General features: G+C 62.0%; 14 protein-coding genes. 7 read left to right on the top strand and 7 right to left on the bottom strand.

What is annotated here, in order from left to right:
- Positions 1–45: 45 nt before the first annotated feature.
- Positions 46–1,065, bottom strand: coding sequence for a PilT/PilU family type 4a pilus ATPase (locus tag JOZ06_RS11430; protein WP_293232486.1), 1,020 nt, complete (start codon positions 1,063–1,065; stop codon positions 46–48).
- Positions 1,066–1,129: 64 nt separating this feature from the next.
- Between JOZ06_RS11430 and JOZ06_RS11425 the strand changes: the two genes are divergently transcribed.
- The 6 genes from JOZ06_RS11425 (at position 1,130) to aroG (ending at position 5,429) form a co-directional block, all read left to right on the top strand.
- Positions 1,130–1,840 carry a YggS family pyridoxal phosphate-dependent enzyme gene (locus JOZ06_RS11425; protein ID WP_293232484.1) on the top strand — a complete coding sequence of 237 codons (711 nt, stop codon included), beginning with the start codon at positions 1,130–1,132 and terminating at the stop codon, positions 1,838–1,840.
- Between the two features lie 3 nt (positions 1,841–1,843).
- Positions 1,844–2,647, top strand: a complete 804-nt coding sequence (gene proC, locus JOZ06_RS11420; protein ID WP_293232482.1) for a pyrroline-5-carboxylate reductase — start codon at positions 1,844–1,846, stop codon at positions 2,645–2,647.
- Between the two features lies 1 nt (position 2,648).
- Complete coding sequence (locus JOZ06_RS11415; RefSeq protein ID WP_293232480.1) at positions 2,649–3,230, top strand: YggT family protein; 582 nt, start codon at positions 2,649–2,651, stop codon at positions 3,228–3,230.
- Positions 3,231–3,302: 72 nt separating this feature from the next.
- A complete protein-coding gene (locus JOZ06_RS11410; protein WP_293232598.1) occupies positions 3,303–3,611 on the top strand; it encodes a c-type cytochrome in 309 nt (102 codons plus the stop codon).
- 202 nt (positions 3,612–3,813) lie between these two features.
- Complete coding sequence (gene dksA, locus JOZ06_RS11405) at positions 3,814–4,224, top strand: RNA polymerase-binding protein DksA (RefSeq protein WP_133683455.1); 411 nt, start codon at positions 3,814–3,816, stop codon at positions 4,222–4,224.
- 149 nt (positions 4,225–4,373) lie between these two features.
- Positions 4,374–5,429 carry a 3-deoxy-7-phosphoheptulonate synthase AroG gene (aroG, locus tag JOZ06_RS11400; RefSeq protein ID WP_293232473.1) on the top strand — a complete coding sequence of 352 codons (1,056 nt, stop codon included), beginning with the start codon at positions 4,374–4,376 and terminating at the stop codon, positions 5,427–5,429.
- Between the two features lie 72 nt (positions 5,430–5,501).
- Here aroG and fba read toward each other — a convergent pair whose 3' ends face one another.
- From fba to tkt, 5 genes are all read right to left on the bottom strand, one after another.
- Positions 5,502–6,566 (bottom strand): class II fructose-bisphosphate aldolase, encoded by a 1,065-nt coding sequence (gene fba, locus JOZ06_RS11395; RefSeq protein WP_293232471.1) that lies wholly within the window; start codon positions 6,564–6,566, stop codon positions 5,502–5,504.
- A gap of 59 nt (positions 6,567–6,625) precedes the next feature.
- Positions 6,626–7,249 carry a LysE family translocator gene (locus JOZ06_RS11390; RefSeq protein WP_293232469.1) on the bottom strand — a complete coding sequence of 208 codons (624 nt, stop codon included), beginning with the start codon at positions 7,247–7,249 and terminating at the stop codon, positions 6,626–6,628.
- Positions 7,250–7,282: 33 nt separating this feature from the next.
- Complete coding sequence (locus JOZ06_RS11385; RefSeq protein ID WP_293232467.1) at positions 7,283–8,461, bottom strand: phosphoglycerate kinase; 1,179 nt, start codon at positions 8,459–8,461, stop codon at positions 7,283–7,285.
- Positions 8,462–8,555: 94 nt separating this feature from the next.
- Positions 8,556–9,566, bottom strand: a complete 1,011-nt coding sequence (gene gap, locus JOZ06_RS11380; RefSeq protein WP_293232465.1) for a type I glyceraldehyde-3-phosphate dehydrogenase — start codon at positions 9,564–9,566, stop codon at positions 8,556–8,558.
- Between the two features lie 90 nt (positions 9,567–9,656).
- Positions 9,657–11,645 carry a transketolase gene (tkt, locus tag JOZ06_RS11375; protein WP_293232463.1) on the bottom strand — a complete coding sequence of 663 codons (1,989 nt, stop codon included), beginning with the start codon at positions 11,643–11,645 and terminating at the stop codon, positions 9,657–9,659.
- A 389-nt stretch (positions 11,646–12,034) separates the two neighbouring features.
- Between tkt and parC the strand changes: the two genes are divergently transcribed.
- Positions 12,035–14,404, top strand: coding sequence for a DNA topoisomerase IV subunit A (gene parC / locus JOZ06_RS11370; RefSeq protein ID WP_293232461.1), 2,370 nt, complete (start codon positions 12,035–12,037; stop codon positions 14,402–14,404).
- A 44-nt stretch (positions 14,405–14,448) separates the two neighbouring features.
- Here parC and JOZ06_RS11365 read toward each other — a convergent pair whose 3' ends face one another.
- Positions 14,449–15,906 (bottom strand): M4 family metallopeptidase, encoded by a 1,458-nt coding sequence (locus JOZ06_RS11365; RefSeq protein WP_293232459.1) that lies wholly within the window; start codon positions 15,904–15,906, stop codon positions 14,449–14,451.
- Positions 15,907–15,938: the final 32 nt, after the last annotated feature.

Below are 15,938 nucleotides of genomic sequence, written 5' to 3'. Positions count from 1 at the left end.
TCGCTCAAAGTGGTGCCGCCTGTTTCACGTGGAACAGGCGGTTTTTTATTCGCTGCTCCAGCGCGCCGAATCCACGGCGATATCGTGCAGTGCGGCTAGGTGGTCGATACATTGGCGCATCGTGTGCATGCCCTGCTGCTGGCCGGTCTGTAATAGCGTTTCAATCTGCTCCAGGCGATTTTCGCGGATCAGATGGCGCACAGCGTGTGTCGCCAGCAGAACCTCGTGCGCCAGCACCCGGCCACAGTTGCGCCTGCAAGGCAGCCAGGCCTGGGCGATGATCGCATGGAGCGACTGCGCCAATTGCAATCTGACTGCATGCTGCGTTTCAGTGGGAAAGCTGCCGCAAATCCGTGTGATGGCGCTAGCGGCACTGCGCGTGTGTAATGTCGCGAGCACGAGATGGCCGGTCTCGGCGGCCTCTAGCGCCAGCCGAACGGTCTCCCGATCACGCATCTCCCCGACCATGATGACGTCCGGATCTTCTCGCAGCGCGGCGCGTAACACAGCGGCGAAACCGCCGTGCGTGGTATCCGCCTCGCGTTGCGTCACGAGCGCGCGGATGCCGCGATGTTGAAATTCGATCGGATCCTCCAGGGTGAGGATGTGGCAAGCGCGCTGTTGGTTGATGCGATGGATCAGTGCCGCCAACGTGGTGGATTTGCCGCTGCCGGTGGCGCCGCAGATCAAGATCAACCCGTGGGGGGCTTGCGCCCACTCGGCTACCGTGGCCGGCAAACCCAGGGCGTCCAGATCCGGCATGTCCGGCGGCAACAGACGTATGGCCGCCGAGAGGCCATGCTGCTGCTGGTAGACATGCACGCGGCAGGTGCCTTCCGGAACGGAAAGGCGGAAGTCGCAAGCCAGCGCGTCCGCGAGACGCGCGCGCGCGGTCTGAGGCAGCCAGTCTAGCAGCGCCGCCGCCAATGACTCGGCTTCCAGCGCCGGACCGACGAGACGGTGCAATTGGCCGTGCAAGCGCATGATGGGCGGCTCCCGTGGCGACAGGTGCAGATCGGAGGCGCGTAGACTGGCGCAGTGTTTAAGAAGCGCGGTCAATTGCATTTATAATCTCCTCACCGGCAAAGGCGCAGTTTGCCGGGGCCTTAGAACCCAGACAGGAATGACAATGTCGCAAACCGTCAAAATGGCGCTGGAGCTGGTCCGGCAACAGATCGTTGGCGCCGAAGCAGAGGCTAATCGGCCCGCCGGGGCCGTACAACTGATCGCGGTCAGTAAAACATTTCCCGCGGACGCCATCCGCGAAGCCTACGCTGCCGGCCAGCGCGCCTTCGGAGAAAACTACGTGCAGGAATTTTCCGCCAAAGCAACGCAGCTGGCGGATCTGGATATCGAGTGGCACTTTATCGGCCCGATTCAATCCAACAAGACGCGCATCGTGGCAGAATATGCGCACTGGGTTCATTCGATAGATAGACATAAGATTGCGGAGCGGCTGTCCGCGCAGCGCCCGCACCACATGCCGCAATTGAATCTATGCATCCAGGTCAACGTGTCCGGGGAGGCCAGCAAAAGCGGCTGTGCGCCCGAGGAGGTCGGCACGCTGGCGCGTCAGATTGCGGCATTGCCCAACGTCCGCGTGCGCGGCTTGATGTGCATTCCCGAGCCGACGCCGGACGAGGCGCTGTTGGCCCGCCGTTTCGCCTTGTTGCGCGATTTGCGCGATCGATTGCGGCAGGAGGGTTTCGATCTGGATGTGCTGTCGATGGGCATGTCGTCGGATATGGGTCTTGCAATTGGCCAAGGCGCCACCATGGTCCGTATCGGCACAGCCATTTTCGGCGCGCGCGATTACAGCCAGAAACAAATGGGGAATTGATCCATGCAGATTACTTTTATCGGTGGCGGCAACATGGCCGCCGCCATTATCGCGGGACTTTGTCAGCAGCCGGGCTATACCATCGGCGTGCTGGACCGCAATCAGGACAAGCTGGACAAACTGGCCACACAATACGGTACGCTGAGTTTGACGGCTTTGCCGGCGCAATTCACGCCGCAGGATGTGGTCGTGCTGGCCATCAAACCGCAACAGCTGAAAGCGCTGTGTCTGGAATTGGCCCCGCGCCTAGGCGGCGCGTTGGTGGTATCGATCGCCGCCGGCATCCGTAGCGAGGCGCTGGCGCGCTGGCTCGACAGCGATCGCGTTGTGCGCAGCATGCCCAATACGCCGTCGATGGTGGGCAAGGGCGTGACGGGGCTCTTTGCCGCGCCGGCGGTGTCGCTGGCTGACCGGGAGGCGGCGCAGACGATTCTTGCGTCGGTGGGCGCCGTAGTCTGGATGGATCAGGAACGCGGGTTGGACGACATTACCTGCGTCAGCGGTAGCGGTCCGGCGTATGTCTTCTACTTCATCGAGGCAATGATGCAGGCTGCGCGCCAAGTCGGCTTCGACGATGACGCGGCGCGCTCATTGGTACTGGACACCTTCGACGGCGCGGTCGCATTGGCGCGCCAGTCGCCGCTGCCGATCGATCAGCTGCGCAGCAACGTGACCTCGAAAGGGGGCGCGACCGAACGGGCTATCGCCCGCTTCGACCAGGGGGACGTCAAGGCGGCGATTGTCGCCGGCGCCATGGATTGTCGCGCCCGTTCCATTGAAATGGGCCAACAGCTAAGTCAGGACTGACATGATCTTCGAAACGCTGCAGTTCTTGATCAAGACGTTATCCGACCTCTTCGTGCTGGTGCTGCTCTTGCGCTTCTATCTGCAGGTCGCGCACGCGCCGTTCAGACATCCGTTGTGCCAGTTCGTCATGGCGGTCACCAACTTCGCCGTGCTACCGATGCGGCGTGTCGTGCCGAGCTTTCGCAGTTACGATATGGCGACGCTGCTGACTGCATGGTTCGTGGGAATGATCGCCAACGCGCTGGTGTTGGCCCTTAACCCGTTGCCGTACAATTTCGCCGCGCCGCAGACGCTGCTGGCATTGGCGCTATTGACCGTGCTCTACCTGTTCAAGCAGTCGCTGTTCTTGTTGATGGGCGCTGTGATCGTCCAGGCGGTGATGAGTTGGATCAATCCTTATAATCCGCTTGCGCCGATCCTCGACTCCCTGACGCGTCCCTACCTGCGCCCTTTCCGGCGTGCGGTGGTGGGGGGTGTCGACTTGTCGCCGATCATTCTATTTTTGATTATTCAGGTTATTTTGATGTTGCCGGTCCGTTTGTTGGAGAGCGGTTTGTTGATGCAACTCAAGATTCTTGTATAATTTTTATGGTTATTTGTCATACTCTGCGAAATTGACTGGTTGTGCAAACCTAAACAGGGAGAAATGCAGATGATGAAGAAAATCCTTCTGGCAGCGGTCGTTAGTGGCGTGATGATCGCGCCGGCCATGGCCGACATCGTGCCGATGGCGCAAAAGGATGGTTGTTTTGCCTGTCACTCGATCGACCACAAGGTCGTCGGCCCGGCTTGGAAAGACGTTGCCAAGAAATACAAGGGCGACAAATCCGCCGAAGCCAAGCTGATCGCCAAGGTCAAGGCGGGTGGCGTCGGGGTATGGGGCCAAGTGCCGATGCCGCCGAACAGCCAAGTTTCCGACGCCGATGTCAAGACGCTGGTCAAAGGCATCCTGGCGTTGAAATAAGCCGGAGAAGAAGGCATGAATAGGCGGCCACGGCGGCCGCCTTTGTTTTATGACAAAAAACCTTGTAGCTGCCTCAGAATGACGCTATACAAGTTTTCAGCAGCAGGAATGTTACAGGGCTTGAGTGAGATAGTTGCACAAAGCCTGTGCTGTAGGTAATCTTCTCCGCCTGTCTGCCAACTCTAAGCTGGAAGCACCCACTATGGCCAAGCTGACCGAACAGGATATCCTCAACTGGGACGGCGACGATTATATGAACGCCGACCATCTTGAGTTCTTTAAAGACCGTTTGTTGCAGATGCAGCAAGAGCTGCTGGTGAACGCCAGCGCGACTGCCAATCATCTGCAGGAGCAGGAGGCCACCCCTGACCCGGCTGACCGCGCAACCCTCGAAGAGGAATATGCGCTGGAACTGCGTACCCGGGACCGCGAGCGCAAGCTGCTGCAAAAGATTCAAGCTTCGCTGCGTCAGATCGAGGACGGCTCCTACGGTTTCTGTGAAGACACCGGGGAACCGATCGGCCTGAAACGGTTGATTGCCCGCCCGACCGCTACGTTGTCGGTCGAAGCGCAGGAACGGCGCGAGCGCATGAAGCGTCAATACGCCGACTGAATCACACCCAAGGCCAGCGAAACGCCACCGACGAGGTGGCGTTTTGCTTTTTGCGCCGCACAAATCTGTCGGAAAAACGCTTGTACTGGCCGTTCGAATGAGGGTATCTTGCTCTAAGTCGCCAAAAAACAGATGTCAAGGGATTCTCAATGCAACACCAGACCGATGATGTGCGAATTCGGGAAATCAAGGAGTTATTGCCACCGATTGCCCATTTGTATGAGCTGCCGATCAACGATATGGCTTCAGAGCTGATCTTCAACACCCGGCGCGAAATCGCCGCCTTGGTGCGCGGCGAAGATGACCGCCTGCTGGTGGTGATCGGTCCCTGTTCCATCCACGATGTCGCCGCCGCCGAGGAATACGCCCGCCGCTTGCTGCCTTTGCGCGAAAAATATGCCCAGGAGATGGTCATCGTCATGCGGGTCTATTTTGAAAAGCCTCGCACCACCGTCGGCTGGAAAGGGTTGATCAACGATCCGCATCTGGACGAGTCCTACGACATCAATGCCGGTTTGCGCCTCGCGCGCCGGTTGCTTTTGACACTGAATAATCTGGGTGTGCCGGCGGCCACCGAATTCCTCGACATGATTACGCCGCAGTACTTCGCCGATCTGATCGCCTGGGGCGCCATCGGCGCGCGCACGACGGAATCGCAGGTTCACCGTGAACTGGCGTCGGGCCTGTCGTGCCCGGTTGGCTTTAAAAACGGCACCGACGGCAATCTGCGCATCGCCATCGACGCCATCCGCGCCGCCGGCCAGCCGCACCATTTCCTATCGGTCACCAAGACCGGTCATTCCGCCATCGTTTCCACCGGCGGCAACCCTGACTGCCACGTGATTCTCCGTGGCGGCAAGGAGCCCAACTACAGCAGCGAGCATGTCGCTGCCGCGGCGGCCGAGCTCGCAGCCGTCGGCCTTGGGCAAAAGGTGATGGTCGATTTCAGCCATGCCAATAGCCGCAAGGACTACCGCCGGCAAATGCAGGTAGGCCAGGATGTGGCCGACCAATTGGCCGCAGGCGATAAACATATTTTCGGCGTCATGGTCGAGAGTCATCTGGTCGCGGGGCGGCAAGATTTGAAACCGGGCTGCGAGCTGGTCTATGGCCAGAGCATTACCGACGGTTGTATCGGCTGGGACGATACCGAGGCGCTGTTGGACCAGCTGGCGCGCGCGGTACGGGAGCGTCGCGCGCGTTAGGCCGCGCGGCGGACGAGAAAAACGGCAGCGGCCCGCGAGGGCGCTGCCGTTTTGCTATGGCGGCTGTGGCGCTTATTTGACGATCTGCGCCAGTTCACCCTTGGTATAGCGGTTCGCCATGGCTTCCAGACCGACCGGCTTGATCTTGCTGGCTTGACCCGCGGTGCCGAACGCCTCGTAGCGGGCGATGCAGATATCGCGCATGGCCTTGATGGTTTCGGCCAAGTATTTGCGCGGGTCGAACTCGCCCGGATGCGTGGCGAGGAAACGGCGGATCGCGCCGGTGCTGGCCAGGCGCAGGTCGGTGTCGATGTTGACCTTGCGCACGCCGTGCTTGATGCCCTCGACGATTTCCTCGACCGGCACGCCGTAGGTTTCCGGAATCTCGCCGCCGTATTGATTGATGATCGCCAGCCATTCCTGCGGCACTGACGACGAGCCGTGCATGACCAGGTGGGTGTTGGGGATGCGGGCGTGAATTTCCTTGATGCGGTCGATGCGCAGCACGTCGCCGGTCGGCTTGCGGCTGAATTTGTAGGCGCCGTGGCTCGTGCCGATGGCAATGGCCAGCGCGTCCACGCCAGTATCGCGCACGAAGCGCGCCGCTTCTTCCGGGTCGGTCAGGAGCTGGCTGTGGTCGAGCGTGCCCTCGGCGCCGACGCCGTCCTCTTCGCCGGCCTTGCCGGTTTCCAGTGAACCCAGGCAGCCGATTTCACCTTCCACCGACACGCCGCAAGCGTGCGAGAAGTTGACCACGGTGCGGGTGACGCCGACGTTGTAATCGTAATCGGCGGGCGTCTTGCCGTCGGTTTTGAGCGAGCCATCCATCATCACCGAGCTGAAGCCCAGTTGGATCGAGCGCTGGCAGATGTCGGGGCTGACGCCGTGGTCTTGGTGCATGACCACCGGGATGTGCGGAAACTCTTCCACCGCCGCCAGGATCATGTGGCGCAGGAAGGGCGCGCCGGCGTATTTGCGCGCGCCGGCGGAGGCCTGAACGATGACCGGCGCATCGACCTTGTCGGCGGCCTCCATGATGGCGCGCATTTGCTCCAGGTTGTTGACGTTGAAAGCCGGCAAGCCATAGCCGAATTCGGCCGCGTGATCCAGCAATTGACGCATTGAAACGAGTGCCATGAATTTCTCCCTCAGGGCGCAGATGATAGACCGCCGGTCGCGAGACCCGCGGCGTTGCTTCAGTGGTGTGTCACACCGGTTAAAACGATGCCGGCACAGACGAAGGCGCCGCCGGACAGGCGGTTGACCAAACGGATGTGCCGGGGCGATTGCAGCCAGCCGGAAAGCTTGGCGCCGCCACTGGCGTAAGCGAATTGCCAGCAGGCTTCAATCACGTAAAACGAGGCAGTCAGAATCATCAGCTGCGGCAGTTGCGGCGCGCGCGGATTCATGAACTGCGGAAACAAGGCGGCGAAAAAAATCACCGCCTTCGGATTGGATAGCGCAACCAGGAAGCCATTGCGGAAACGCGTCGGCGCCGACAGGCCGCCATCGACGCGCGCCTCTTGCGGCGTGACCGGCCGGGCGCGCCAAGTGCGTATGCCCAGGTATAACAGATAGGCCGCGCCGGCGTAGGTAATGACGGCGAACAAGCGCGGGGAAGTCGTCAACAGCGCGCCGAGCCCGGCGGCCGAGACCAGTATGTAGAGAAATAGGCCGGCCATCAGGCCGGCACAGGTCACCAGCGTCGCCCGTACCCCGTGATGAATGCCGTGCGTCATCGCCAGCAGCATGTTGGGGCCGGGTGTGGCGGAAACGAAGAAGGTGGTGGCGATGAACAACAACCAGATATTCAGCGTCATCGCGTCCCTCCTCCGTCGTTTCCTGGCGTCCGCTTAAGCGCGGGCGCGTTCTTCCAGAATCGCCACGGCGGGCAGCGTCTTGCCTTCGAGGAACTCGAGGAAGGCGCCGCCGCCGGTGGAGATGTAGCTGATGCGCTCGGTAATGCCGAACTTGGCGATCGCCGCCAACGTGTCGCCGCCCCCGGCGATCGAGAAGGCGTCCGCGTCGGCGATGGCTTGCGCCAGCAGACGGGTGCCGTGGCTGAATTGCTCGAACTCGAACACGCCGACCGGGCCGTTCCATACCACGGTGCCAGCCTTGGCGATCAGCTTGGCTAGCTCGGCGGCCGAGTCCGGACCGATGTCGAGGATCATATCGTCGGCGCTGACGTCCTTGACGTTCTTCAGCGTGGCGGTAGCGGTTTCGGCGAATTCGCTGGCGCAGACCACGTCGGTCGGCAACGGCACGTCGCCGCCGCGGGCGCGGATCTTGGCGATCACGGTGCGGGCTTGCTCGACCAGATCCGGCTCGGCCAGCGACTTGCCGATGGTGTGGCCTTCGGCCAGCAGGAACGTGTTGGCGATGCCGCCGCCGACGATCAGCTGATCGACCTTGTCGGCCAGGGCTTCCAGAATGGTCAGCTTGGTCGACACCTTGGAACCGGCGACAATCGCCACCAGCGGGTGGGCCGGATGCTCGAGCGCCTTGCCCAGCGCGTCCAATTCAGCGGACAGCAACAGACCGGCGCATGCCACCGGCGCGGCGGCGGCAACGGCATGCGTCGAGGCTTCGGCGCGGTGGGCGGTACCGAAGGCGTCGTTGACGAAGACGTCGCACAAGCGGGCATAAGCTTGGCCCAGCTCGGCGTTGTTCTTCTTCTCGCCCTTGTTCAGCCGTACGTTTTCCAGCATGACGACTTCTCCCGCGGCGACGGGGACGCCGGCCTGCCACTCGGCGGCCAGACGCACCGGGCGGCCCAGCAGTTCGGCCAGCCGTGCGGCTACCGGGGCCAGACTGTCTTCCTGCTTGGGTTCGCCTTCGGTCGGACGGCCGAGGTGGGTCATCAAGAGCACGCCGGCGTCCTGCCCCAGCGCGTGCTGGATCGACGGCAGCGAGGCGCGGATACGGGTATCGTCGCCGATAACGCCATCCTTGACCGGCACGTTCATGTCCACGCGGATCAGCACGCGCTTGCCGTGCAGATCCAGATCAGTCAATTTTTTGAATTCCATTTTTCAGTCCTGGTTGTTCAGATGAGTCTAGAATTCCCGCGCCCACCGACATTGGCCCCACCTCGAGGCGGGGCCTTTTTGCGAGCTCTCCGGCTCAGGCGGCGAACATGGCGCGGGCGGTGTTCAGCATTTGGCAGCTGAACCCCCACTCATTGTCGTACCAAGCGAGAACTTTCACCATATTTCCGTGAGTGACTTTTGTCAGTGTGGCGTCAAATGTGGACGGTTCGGTGGTGTGATTGAAGTCCATCGACACCAAGGGCATGGTGTTGTAGCCCAGGATGCCTTTCATTTCCCCTTCCGACGCGGCGTGGACCACCTCGTTGATTTCGTCTTTGCTGGTATGGCGCGCGGATTCGAAAGTGAGGTCAATCAGCGACACGTTGATGGTCGGTACGCGGACGGAAAAGCCGTCGAGGCGGCCGGCCAGTTCCGGCAGCACGAGTCCCACCGCCTTGGCGGCGCCCGTTTTGGTCGGAATCATGTTTTGGACCGCCGAGCGCGCCCGGCGCAAATCCTTGTGACGCACGTCGGTCAGCACTTGGTCGTTGGTAAAGGCGTGAATGGTGGTCATCAGCCCTTTGACGATGCCGATCTTGTCGTGGAGCGCCTTGGCCACCGGCGCCAGACAGTTGGTGGTACAGGATGCGTTGGAGACGACAGTCATTTCCGGCTTCAACACGGAATGATTGACCCCATACACGATGGTGGCGTCGACGTCGTCGCCGCCGGGGGCGGAAATCAGCACCTTCTTGGCGCCCGCCTGCAGGTGGGCTTGGCATTTGGCCTTGCTGGTGAAGGCGCCGGTGCACTCCATGACGATATCGACCTTCAGATCCTTCCAGGGCAATAGAGAGGGATCGCGCGTGCTGAAGAACGGGATCGATTTGCCATTGACGATCAAATGGTGTTCGTCGTGACCGATGTCAGCCGGGAATCGCCCGTGAACCGTATCGAATTTGGTGATGTGCGCGTTGGTGGCAAGGTCTCCGCTGGCATTGACGGCTACGACCTCGAATTCCTTGTCGAGATCGTACTCGTAGATGGCGCGTAGAACCTGACGGCCGATACGGCCATAGCCATTGATCGCGATACGGATGGTCATGCTCTCTTCTCTCCCCAAAGTGCTGGCAGGTTTCACGTGAAACCTGGTGTAAAAAAGCCGCCCGGGTCAGGGGCGGCTGTGGGTGCTTGCTTATTGTCCGATCAAGGACAGGGTCTTGGCGACCACGTTGTCCACTGTGAAGCCAAACAGTTTGAACAACTCGCCTGCCGGGGCGGATTCGCCGAAGCGATCGATGCCGATGACGTCGCCCTCGAGGCCCACGTACTTGCGCCAGAAATCGCTGACGCCGGCTTCGATGGCCAGACGCGGCAGCCCTGCCGGCAGCACCGCGCTGCGGTAGGCCTTGTCCTGCTGGTCGAAGGCGCGCGTGTTGGGCATGGAAACGACGCGCACGGCCACGCCTTGCGCCGCCAGCTGCTCGGCGGCCTTCAGCGCCAGATCGACTTCGGAGCCGGTGGCGATCAACACGGCGCGGGCATCGCGGGCATCGCGCACCACATAACCGCCGCGCTTGATGTTGGCGACCGTCGCCGCGTCGCGGGTGACGAACGGCAGGTTTTGGCGGCTGAAGATCAGGCAGCTCGGATGGTCTTTGGCGGACAGCGCCTCGGTCCATGCCACCATCGATTCGACGGTATCGCAGGGACGCCACACGGCCATATTGGGGATCATGCGCAGGGTCGCGATCTGTTCTACCGGCTGGTGGGTCGGACCGTCTTCGCCCAAGCCGATCGAATCGTGCGTGAACACGAACACCGGGTTGATCTTCATCAGCGCCGCCATGCGCAGTGCATTGCGCGCGTATTCGCTGAACATCAGGAAGGTGGCGCCGAACGGTTTGACGCCGCCATGCAGCGTCATGCCGTTGATGATGGCCGACATGCCGAACTCGCGCACGCCGTAATGGAGGTAGTTCCCGGCGCCGGCGGCGGTGAACGACTTGGACTGTGGCCAGTTGGTCAGATTCGACGGCGTCAGGTCGGCGGAACCGCCCACCAGTTCCGGCAGCACTTCGGCCAGGGCGGCAATGGCGTTTTGCGATGCCTTGCGCGTGGCGATGGTTTCGGCCTTGTCGTTGGCTTGAGCGATCTTGGCGGCGATGTGCGCGTCCCAGCCCGCCGGCAGTTCGCCCTTCGTGCGGCGCTCGAATTCCGCTGCCTCTTGCGGATACTGGGCGCGGTAAGCGGCGAAACGCGCGTCCCATTCCTGTACGCGCGCCACGCCGGCCTCGACGGCGTTCCAGGCGGCATAGATATCGGCCGGCACTTCGAAAGGCGCGTGCGGCCATTTCAAGTATTCGCGCGCGGCGGCGACTTCGGCCGCGCCGAGCGGCGCCCCATGCACGTCGTGGCCGCCTTGTTTGTTGGGCGCGCCGAAGCCGATCTTGGTTTTGCAGCAGATCAGCGTCGGACGGTCGGATTTCTTGGCGGTGGCGATGGCGGTCGCGATTTCCTTCGGGTCATGGCCGTTGACGTTGGGGATGACCAGCCAGCCATAGGCGGCGAAGCGTCCCGGCGTATCGTCGGTGAACCAGCCATCGACGTCGCCGTCGATGGAAATGCCGTTATCGTCGTAGAAGGCGATGAGCTTGTTCAGCCCCCAGGTGCCGGCCAAGGAGCAGGCTTCGTGCGAAACCCCTTCCATCAGACAGCCGTCGCCCAGGAAAACCCAGGTGCGGTGATCGACGATGGTGTGGCCCGGGCGGTTGAACTCGGCCGCCAGCAGCTTTTCCGCCAATGCCATGCCCACTGCGTTGCAGATGCCTTGCCCCAGCGGGCCGGTCGTGGTTTCCACGCCTTCCGCATAGCCGTATTCCGGGTGCCCCGGTGTTTTGGAATGCAGTTGGCGGAAGTTCTTCAGGTCGTCGATCGAGAGGTTGTAGCCGGTCAGGTGCAACAGGCTATAGAGCAGCATCGAGCCATGGCCGTTGGACAGCACGAAGCGGTCGCGGTTAGCCCAGTGCGGATGGCGCGGGCTGTGCTGCAGTTGATCGCGCCACAAGACTTCGGCGATGTCGGCCATGCCCATCGGCATGCCGGGGTGGCCGGATTTGGCCTTTTCCACCGCGTCCATGGCAAGGAAACGGATGGCGTTGGCGAGCTCGGTTCTGGAGACCATGCGGAAGAAACCTCGAGACAGAAGTTCGTGAACAAAGGCCGGCCTGGAAGGGTCAACCGTTGAAAAATCATGCAATTATCGCCGATTTTCCCTCCGTCAGGCAACCCGAGGGCCTGAGTTGCATGGAGGAACAGACGGTTTATGTCTTTGTGCTAGAGGAAGCGCCGGCGTGGACTATAGAGAAAAACGCGCTACGATGTCGTCATGTAGTTTTATAACTACAGCCCGCGCATATTTCTTTATGTGAAGATATGCAGCCGGGGGATTCCGCGCGGGCGCGCCATCCGTGAACGGGCGACGGAACGTGGCATTGCCCATTCCTTCCGCTTGCCATGTACAATTCTGCTCTTAAGAAATTTCCGTTGGCCACACGACTGCGACCAAGTCTCATGAATAACCAAGATCATTTGAGCGGCGACCTGTTCGATATTGCCTCCGACACCGGCGCGCCGCCCCCCCCTCCTCCGGCGGCGCCGGCAGCGGCGCCTGCGAGCGACGACTGGATTGCGCTCGACCTGTACGCGGAGCGCGCCTATCTCGAATACGCGATGAGCGTGGTAAAAGGCCGCGCCTTGCCGGAAGTCGCCGACGGCCAGAAACCGGTGCAGCGCCGCATTCTGTACGCGATGCGCGATATGGGGCTGGTTGCCGGCGCCAAGCCGGTCAAGTCGGCGCGCGTGGTGGGCGAAATCCTCGGCAAATACCACCCGCACGGCGACAGTTCGGCCTACGAAGCCATGGTGCGCATGGCGCAGGACTTTACGTTGCGCTACCCATTGATCGATGGCCAGGGCAACTTCGGCAGCCGGGATGGCGACGGCGCAGCGGCGATGCGTTACACCGAGGCAAGGCTGACGCCGTATGCCGATCTGCTGTTATCGGAAATCGACATGGGCACGGTGGACTTCGTGCCGAACTACGACGGCGCGTTCGAGGAACCCAAGCTGTTGCCGTCGCGCTTGCCGATGCTGCTGCTCAACGGCGCCTCCGGCATCGCCGTGGGCCTCGCCACCGAGATCCCGCCGCATAACCTAACGGAAGTGGCCGGCGCCGCGGTGGCCTTGCTGGATAACCCCGCGCTCACCACGGCAGAGTTGATGCAGCACATCCCCGGTCCGGATTTTCCGGGCGGGGGGCAGATCATTACCCCCGCCGAGGATATCCTGGCCGCCTACGAAAGCGGCCGCGGTTCGGTGCGCGTGCGTGCGCGCTGGGATATCGAGCGTTTGGCGCGCGGTCAGTGGCGAGTGATCGTCAGCGAACTGCCGCCGGGCAGCTCGGCGCAGAAAGTGCTGGCCGAGATCGAAGAGGCCACCAATCCCAAACCGCGCCCCGGCAAGAAGGCACTGACCCAGGACCAGCAAAACCTCAAGAGCTTGATGCTGTCGATGCTCGACCGCGTCCGCGACGAGTCCGACGGCAATCAGCCGGTGCGGCTGGTGTTCGAGCCCAAATCCAGCCGGCAGGACCCGGACGAGTTCGTTCAGATGCTGTTGGCTCAGACGAGCCTGGAAGGCAACGCCTCGCTCAATCTGGTGATGATCGGACTGGATGGCCGGCCGGGCCAGAGAGGGCTGAAGCCGATCCTGGAAGATTGGCTGGCCTTCCGCAGCGAGACGGTCACCCGCCGTTTGGCGCACCGTCTGGCGCAGGTGGAAAAACGTATCCATATCCTCGAAGGCCGGATGATCGCTTTCATCCATATCGACGAGGTGATCCGGGTCATTCGCGAGTCGGACGAGCCCAAGCCCGACTTGATCAAAGCGTTTGGATTGTCCGAGGCGCAGGCCGAGGACATTCTGGAAATCCGCTTGCGCCAATTGGCGCGCCTGGAAGGCTTCAAGCTGGAAAAGGAACTGTCGGAACTGCGTGAAGAGCGCGAGGGTTTGCGCCATCTGCTCGATACGCCGGAAGCCAAACGCGCGCTGATTGTCGAGGAGATTCGCGCCGACGCCGCGAAATACGGCGACGCGCGCCGCACCGAGATCAAAGCGGCGCAGCGCGCGGTATTGAGCCAGACCGTGGCCGATGAGCCGATCACCATCATTCTGTCCCAGAAGGGATGGTTGCGCGCCCGCGTCGGCCATAACCTCGACTTGTCGACGTTGACCTTCAAGGACGGCGACGCGCAGCACACCATCGTGGAAACGCGGACCGTCTGGCCTATTGTTGTGCTAGACAACCTTGGCCGGGCCTATACCGTCAACGCCGCCGATGTGCCCACGGGTCGCGGCGACGGCGTGCCGGTCGCGTCGTTGATCGAGCTGCAGGACGGCGGCAAGCCTTGCCACATGCTCTCCGGTCCGGAGACCGCGCGCTACGTGGTGGCGAGCTCCTCGGGCTATGGCTTCATCGCCACGGTGGGCGACATGGCGGGACGGGTCAAGGCCGGCAAGGCCTTCATCACGCTGGAAGAAGGCGATGGCGTGATCGCGCCGGTGCCGGTGCCCACCGATGTCGCGCAAGTCGACCTGCAACTGGTCGCCGCCGCCGACAATGGCCGCTTGCTGGCTTTCAGCGCCGGCGAGCTGCGCGATTTGGCCAAGGGGCGGGGCTTGATGCTGATACAGCTCGACCAGGGCGAACGGCTGACCGCCATCGGCCTTGCACGGGGCGAAAAAGTGCTGCTGTCGGTGCTGTCCGCGCGCGGCAAATCCGGCGAGGAGAAGCTGGCGCTGGCCGAGTACCTCGGTCGCCGCGCCAAACGCGGCAAACTGTTGCCGAAGAAGTGGAGCATTCTGGCGATCACGGATCTCTGAGACCCTCGGCGCGGGGGACGCCCCCCGCGCCGCCACGGATCGCCTCACTGGCTGCACGCCACCCCGACCTGAGCAAACGCCGCCGTGACGGCTTTGCCGTCATAGCCGCGGTCGCCGGCCGCGCGAATCACCCCGCATGCCGCCTGATTGAAGTCGCTGTTGGCGTTCCAATACAGCCTGTTGGCGTCGGCGAATGCCTGGAATGCCTGCCGGATCGACCATCCCGGCGATGTCGCCAGCAAGTAGAACGCGCGGTTGTAGACGCCGCTGCTTTCATGGGGATCCATGCCGTGGCGGTAATCGCCGGCCTTGTCGATCGAATGGCCGTCCTTGGCCGGGTTCTCCATATAGCGCAAGGGCTTTTTGCCCTTGGTGATGTCATTGCCCACCAGCCAGCTGTTGCTGCCTTTGACGTAGTACTCCGTCGCCTCGCCCGCCATATCCGAAAAAGCCTCATTGATGCCGCCGGACTGGCCGTCGTAGACCAGGCCCGAATTCTGTTCCGTATAGCCGTGGCTGATTTCATGGCCGGTGACGTCGGCCGAGACCAGTGGATAGAATAGCCGCCCGCCGTCGCCGAAGTTCATGCTGCTGCCGTCCCAGAAGGCGTTTTCATAGTAGCGGCCATAGTGGACGTGCAGATAGAGCGGCCCCTTGAGCGGCGGCTGACCCAGCCATTCCTGATACATCTTGACCACCGCGTTGCCGAAGTAATAGGCGTCATTGATCGGGCTGTAAGCGCCGTTGACCGCACGGTCGGCGGTGTTGCGCGGGCAGGTGAAATGGAACGGCTTGGACAGGTCGGTATTCTCGCTCGAGCGCAGGTCGATCGCCAGCACGGCGCCGTTGTCCATGTCGCAGTTGTCATTGACGGGAAGAAATCCATATTTCTTGCCGTATTCGTATTTGCCGGTCTTGCGGTTGCCGCCGGGACCGGTGGCATCGACATGCGTCAGGCCTTCCCACTGTTTCAGCACGGCGCCGCTCATGGCGTCGATGACGAAGTACGGCCGGCTAGGCGTTGCGGCGGGCACGAAGAAGGACACCAGATAGACCAGTTGCGCCCGCTGGTGGCGGTCGAGCTGCACCAGGAGCTGCGCCTTTTCATTGATGACCGGCTGTCCGGCCGCCTTCAACCCTTTGGCTTGCGCCAGCGCTTGGTTCGCCGTCAGCGCCGGTTTGACCGAGGGCAGATCCTGTTGCAGCCCGGCGGCCATCTTGCCGTCGTAACGGTTGCTGTTGCCAACGATGGAGGGCGCGCGCACGCCGATGACCGCCTGATTCCAGACGGGAATGCCTTGATAGTATTGCTGATAGCGCGTGATGACCTTGCCGCCTGGAAACGTCTGGCTGCGTGCCGGTTGAAAATCGGCGGGCAACGTGTTGGTCGCGACGATTCCCTGCCGAGTCAGGGACTGAATGTCGACCAGATAGGCGGCCGCAGCCGGCTGGCTCAGTACGCCAGCGGCGAGGACAAGACAAATGGACAATCGCTTCTTCATAAATTCTCCGCATAAAAAGGAAAGGCGCGGCC

The sequence above is a fragment of the Paludibacterium sp. genome (assembly GCF_019232825.1).
GTDB lineage: Bacteria > Pseudomonadota > Gammaproteobacteria > Burkholderiales > Chromobacteriaceae > Paludibacterium.
This window is presented reverse-complemented; position numbering and strand designations above follow the sequence as displayed.

What these genes read in the sequence shown, in the direction of transcription:
- JOZ06_RS11430 (WP_293232486.1), bottom strand. Translation starts at nt 1,065, where the DNA reads ATGCAATTGACCGCGCTTCTTAAACACTGCGCCAGTCTACGCGCCTCC.
- JOZ06_RS11425 (WP_293232484.1), top strand. Translation starts at nt 1,130, where the DNA reads ATGTCGCAAACCGTCAAAATGGCGCTGGAGCTGGTCCGGCAACAGATC.
- proC (WP_293232482.1), top strand. Translation starts at nt 1,844, where the DNA reads ATGCAGATTACTTTTATCGGTGGCGGCAACATGGCCGCCGCCATTATC.
- JOZ06_RS11415 (WP_293232480.1), top strand. Translation starts at nt 2,649, where the DNA reads ATGATCTTCGAAACGCTGCAGTTCTTGATCAAGACGTTATCCGACCTC.
- JOZ06_RS11410 (WP_293232598.1), top strand. Translation starts at nt 3,303, where the DNA reads ATGAAGAAAATCCTTCTGGCAGCGGTCGTTAGTGGCGTGATGATCGCG.
- dksA (WP_133683455.1), top strand. Translation starts at nt 3,814, where the DNA reads ATGGCCAAGCTGACCGAACAGGATATCCTCAACTGGGACGGCGACGAT.
- aroG (WP_293232473.1), top strand. Translation starts at nt 4,374, where the DNA reads ATGCAACACCAGACCGATGATGTGCGAATTCGGGAAATCAAGGAGTTA.
- fba (WP_293232471.1), bottom strand. Translation starts at nt 6,566, where the DNA reads ATGGCACTCGTTTCAATGCGTCAATTGCTGGATCACGCGGCCGAATTC.
- JOZ06_RS11390 (WP_293232469.1), bottom strand. Translation starts at nt 7,249, where the DNA reads ATGACGCTGAATATCTGGTTGTTGTTCATCGCCACCACCTTCTTCGTT.
- JOZ06_RS11385 (WP_293232467.1), bottom strand. Translation starts at nt 8,461, where the DNA reads ATGGAATTCAAAAAATTGACTGATCTGGATCTGCACGGCAAGCGCGTG.
- gap (WP_293232465.1), bottom strand. Translation starts at nt 9,566, where the DNA reads ATGACCATCCGTATCGCGATCAATGGCTATGGCCGTATCGGCCGTCAG.
- tkt (WP_293232463.1), bottom strand. Translation starts at nt 11,645, where the DNA reads ATGGTCTCCAGAACCGAGCTCGCCAACGCCATCCGTTTCCTTGCCATG.
- parC (WP_293232461.1), top strand. Translation starts at nt 12,035, where the DNA reads ATGAATAACCAAGATCATTTGAGCGGCGACCTGTTCGATATTGCCTCC.
- JOZ06_RS11365 (WP_293232459.1), bottom strand. Translation starts at nt 15,906, where the DNA reads ATGAAGAAGCGATTGTCCATTTGTCTTGTCCTCGCCGCTGGCGTACTG.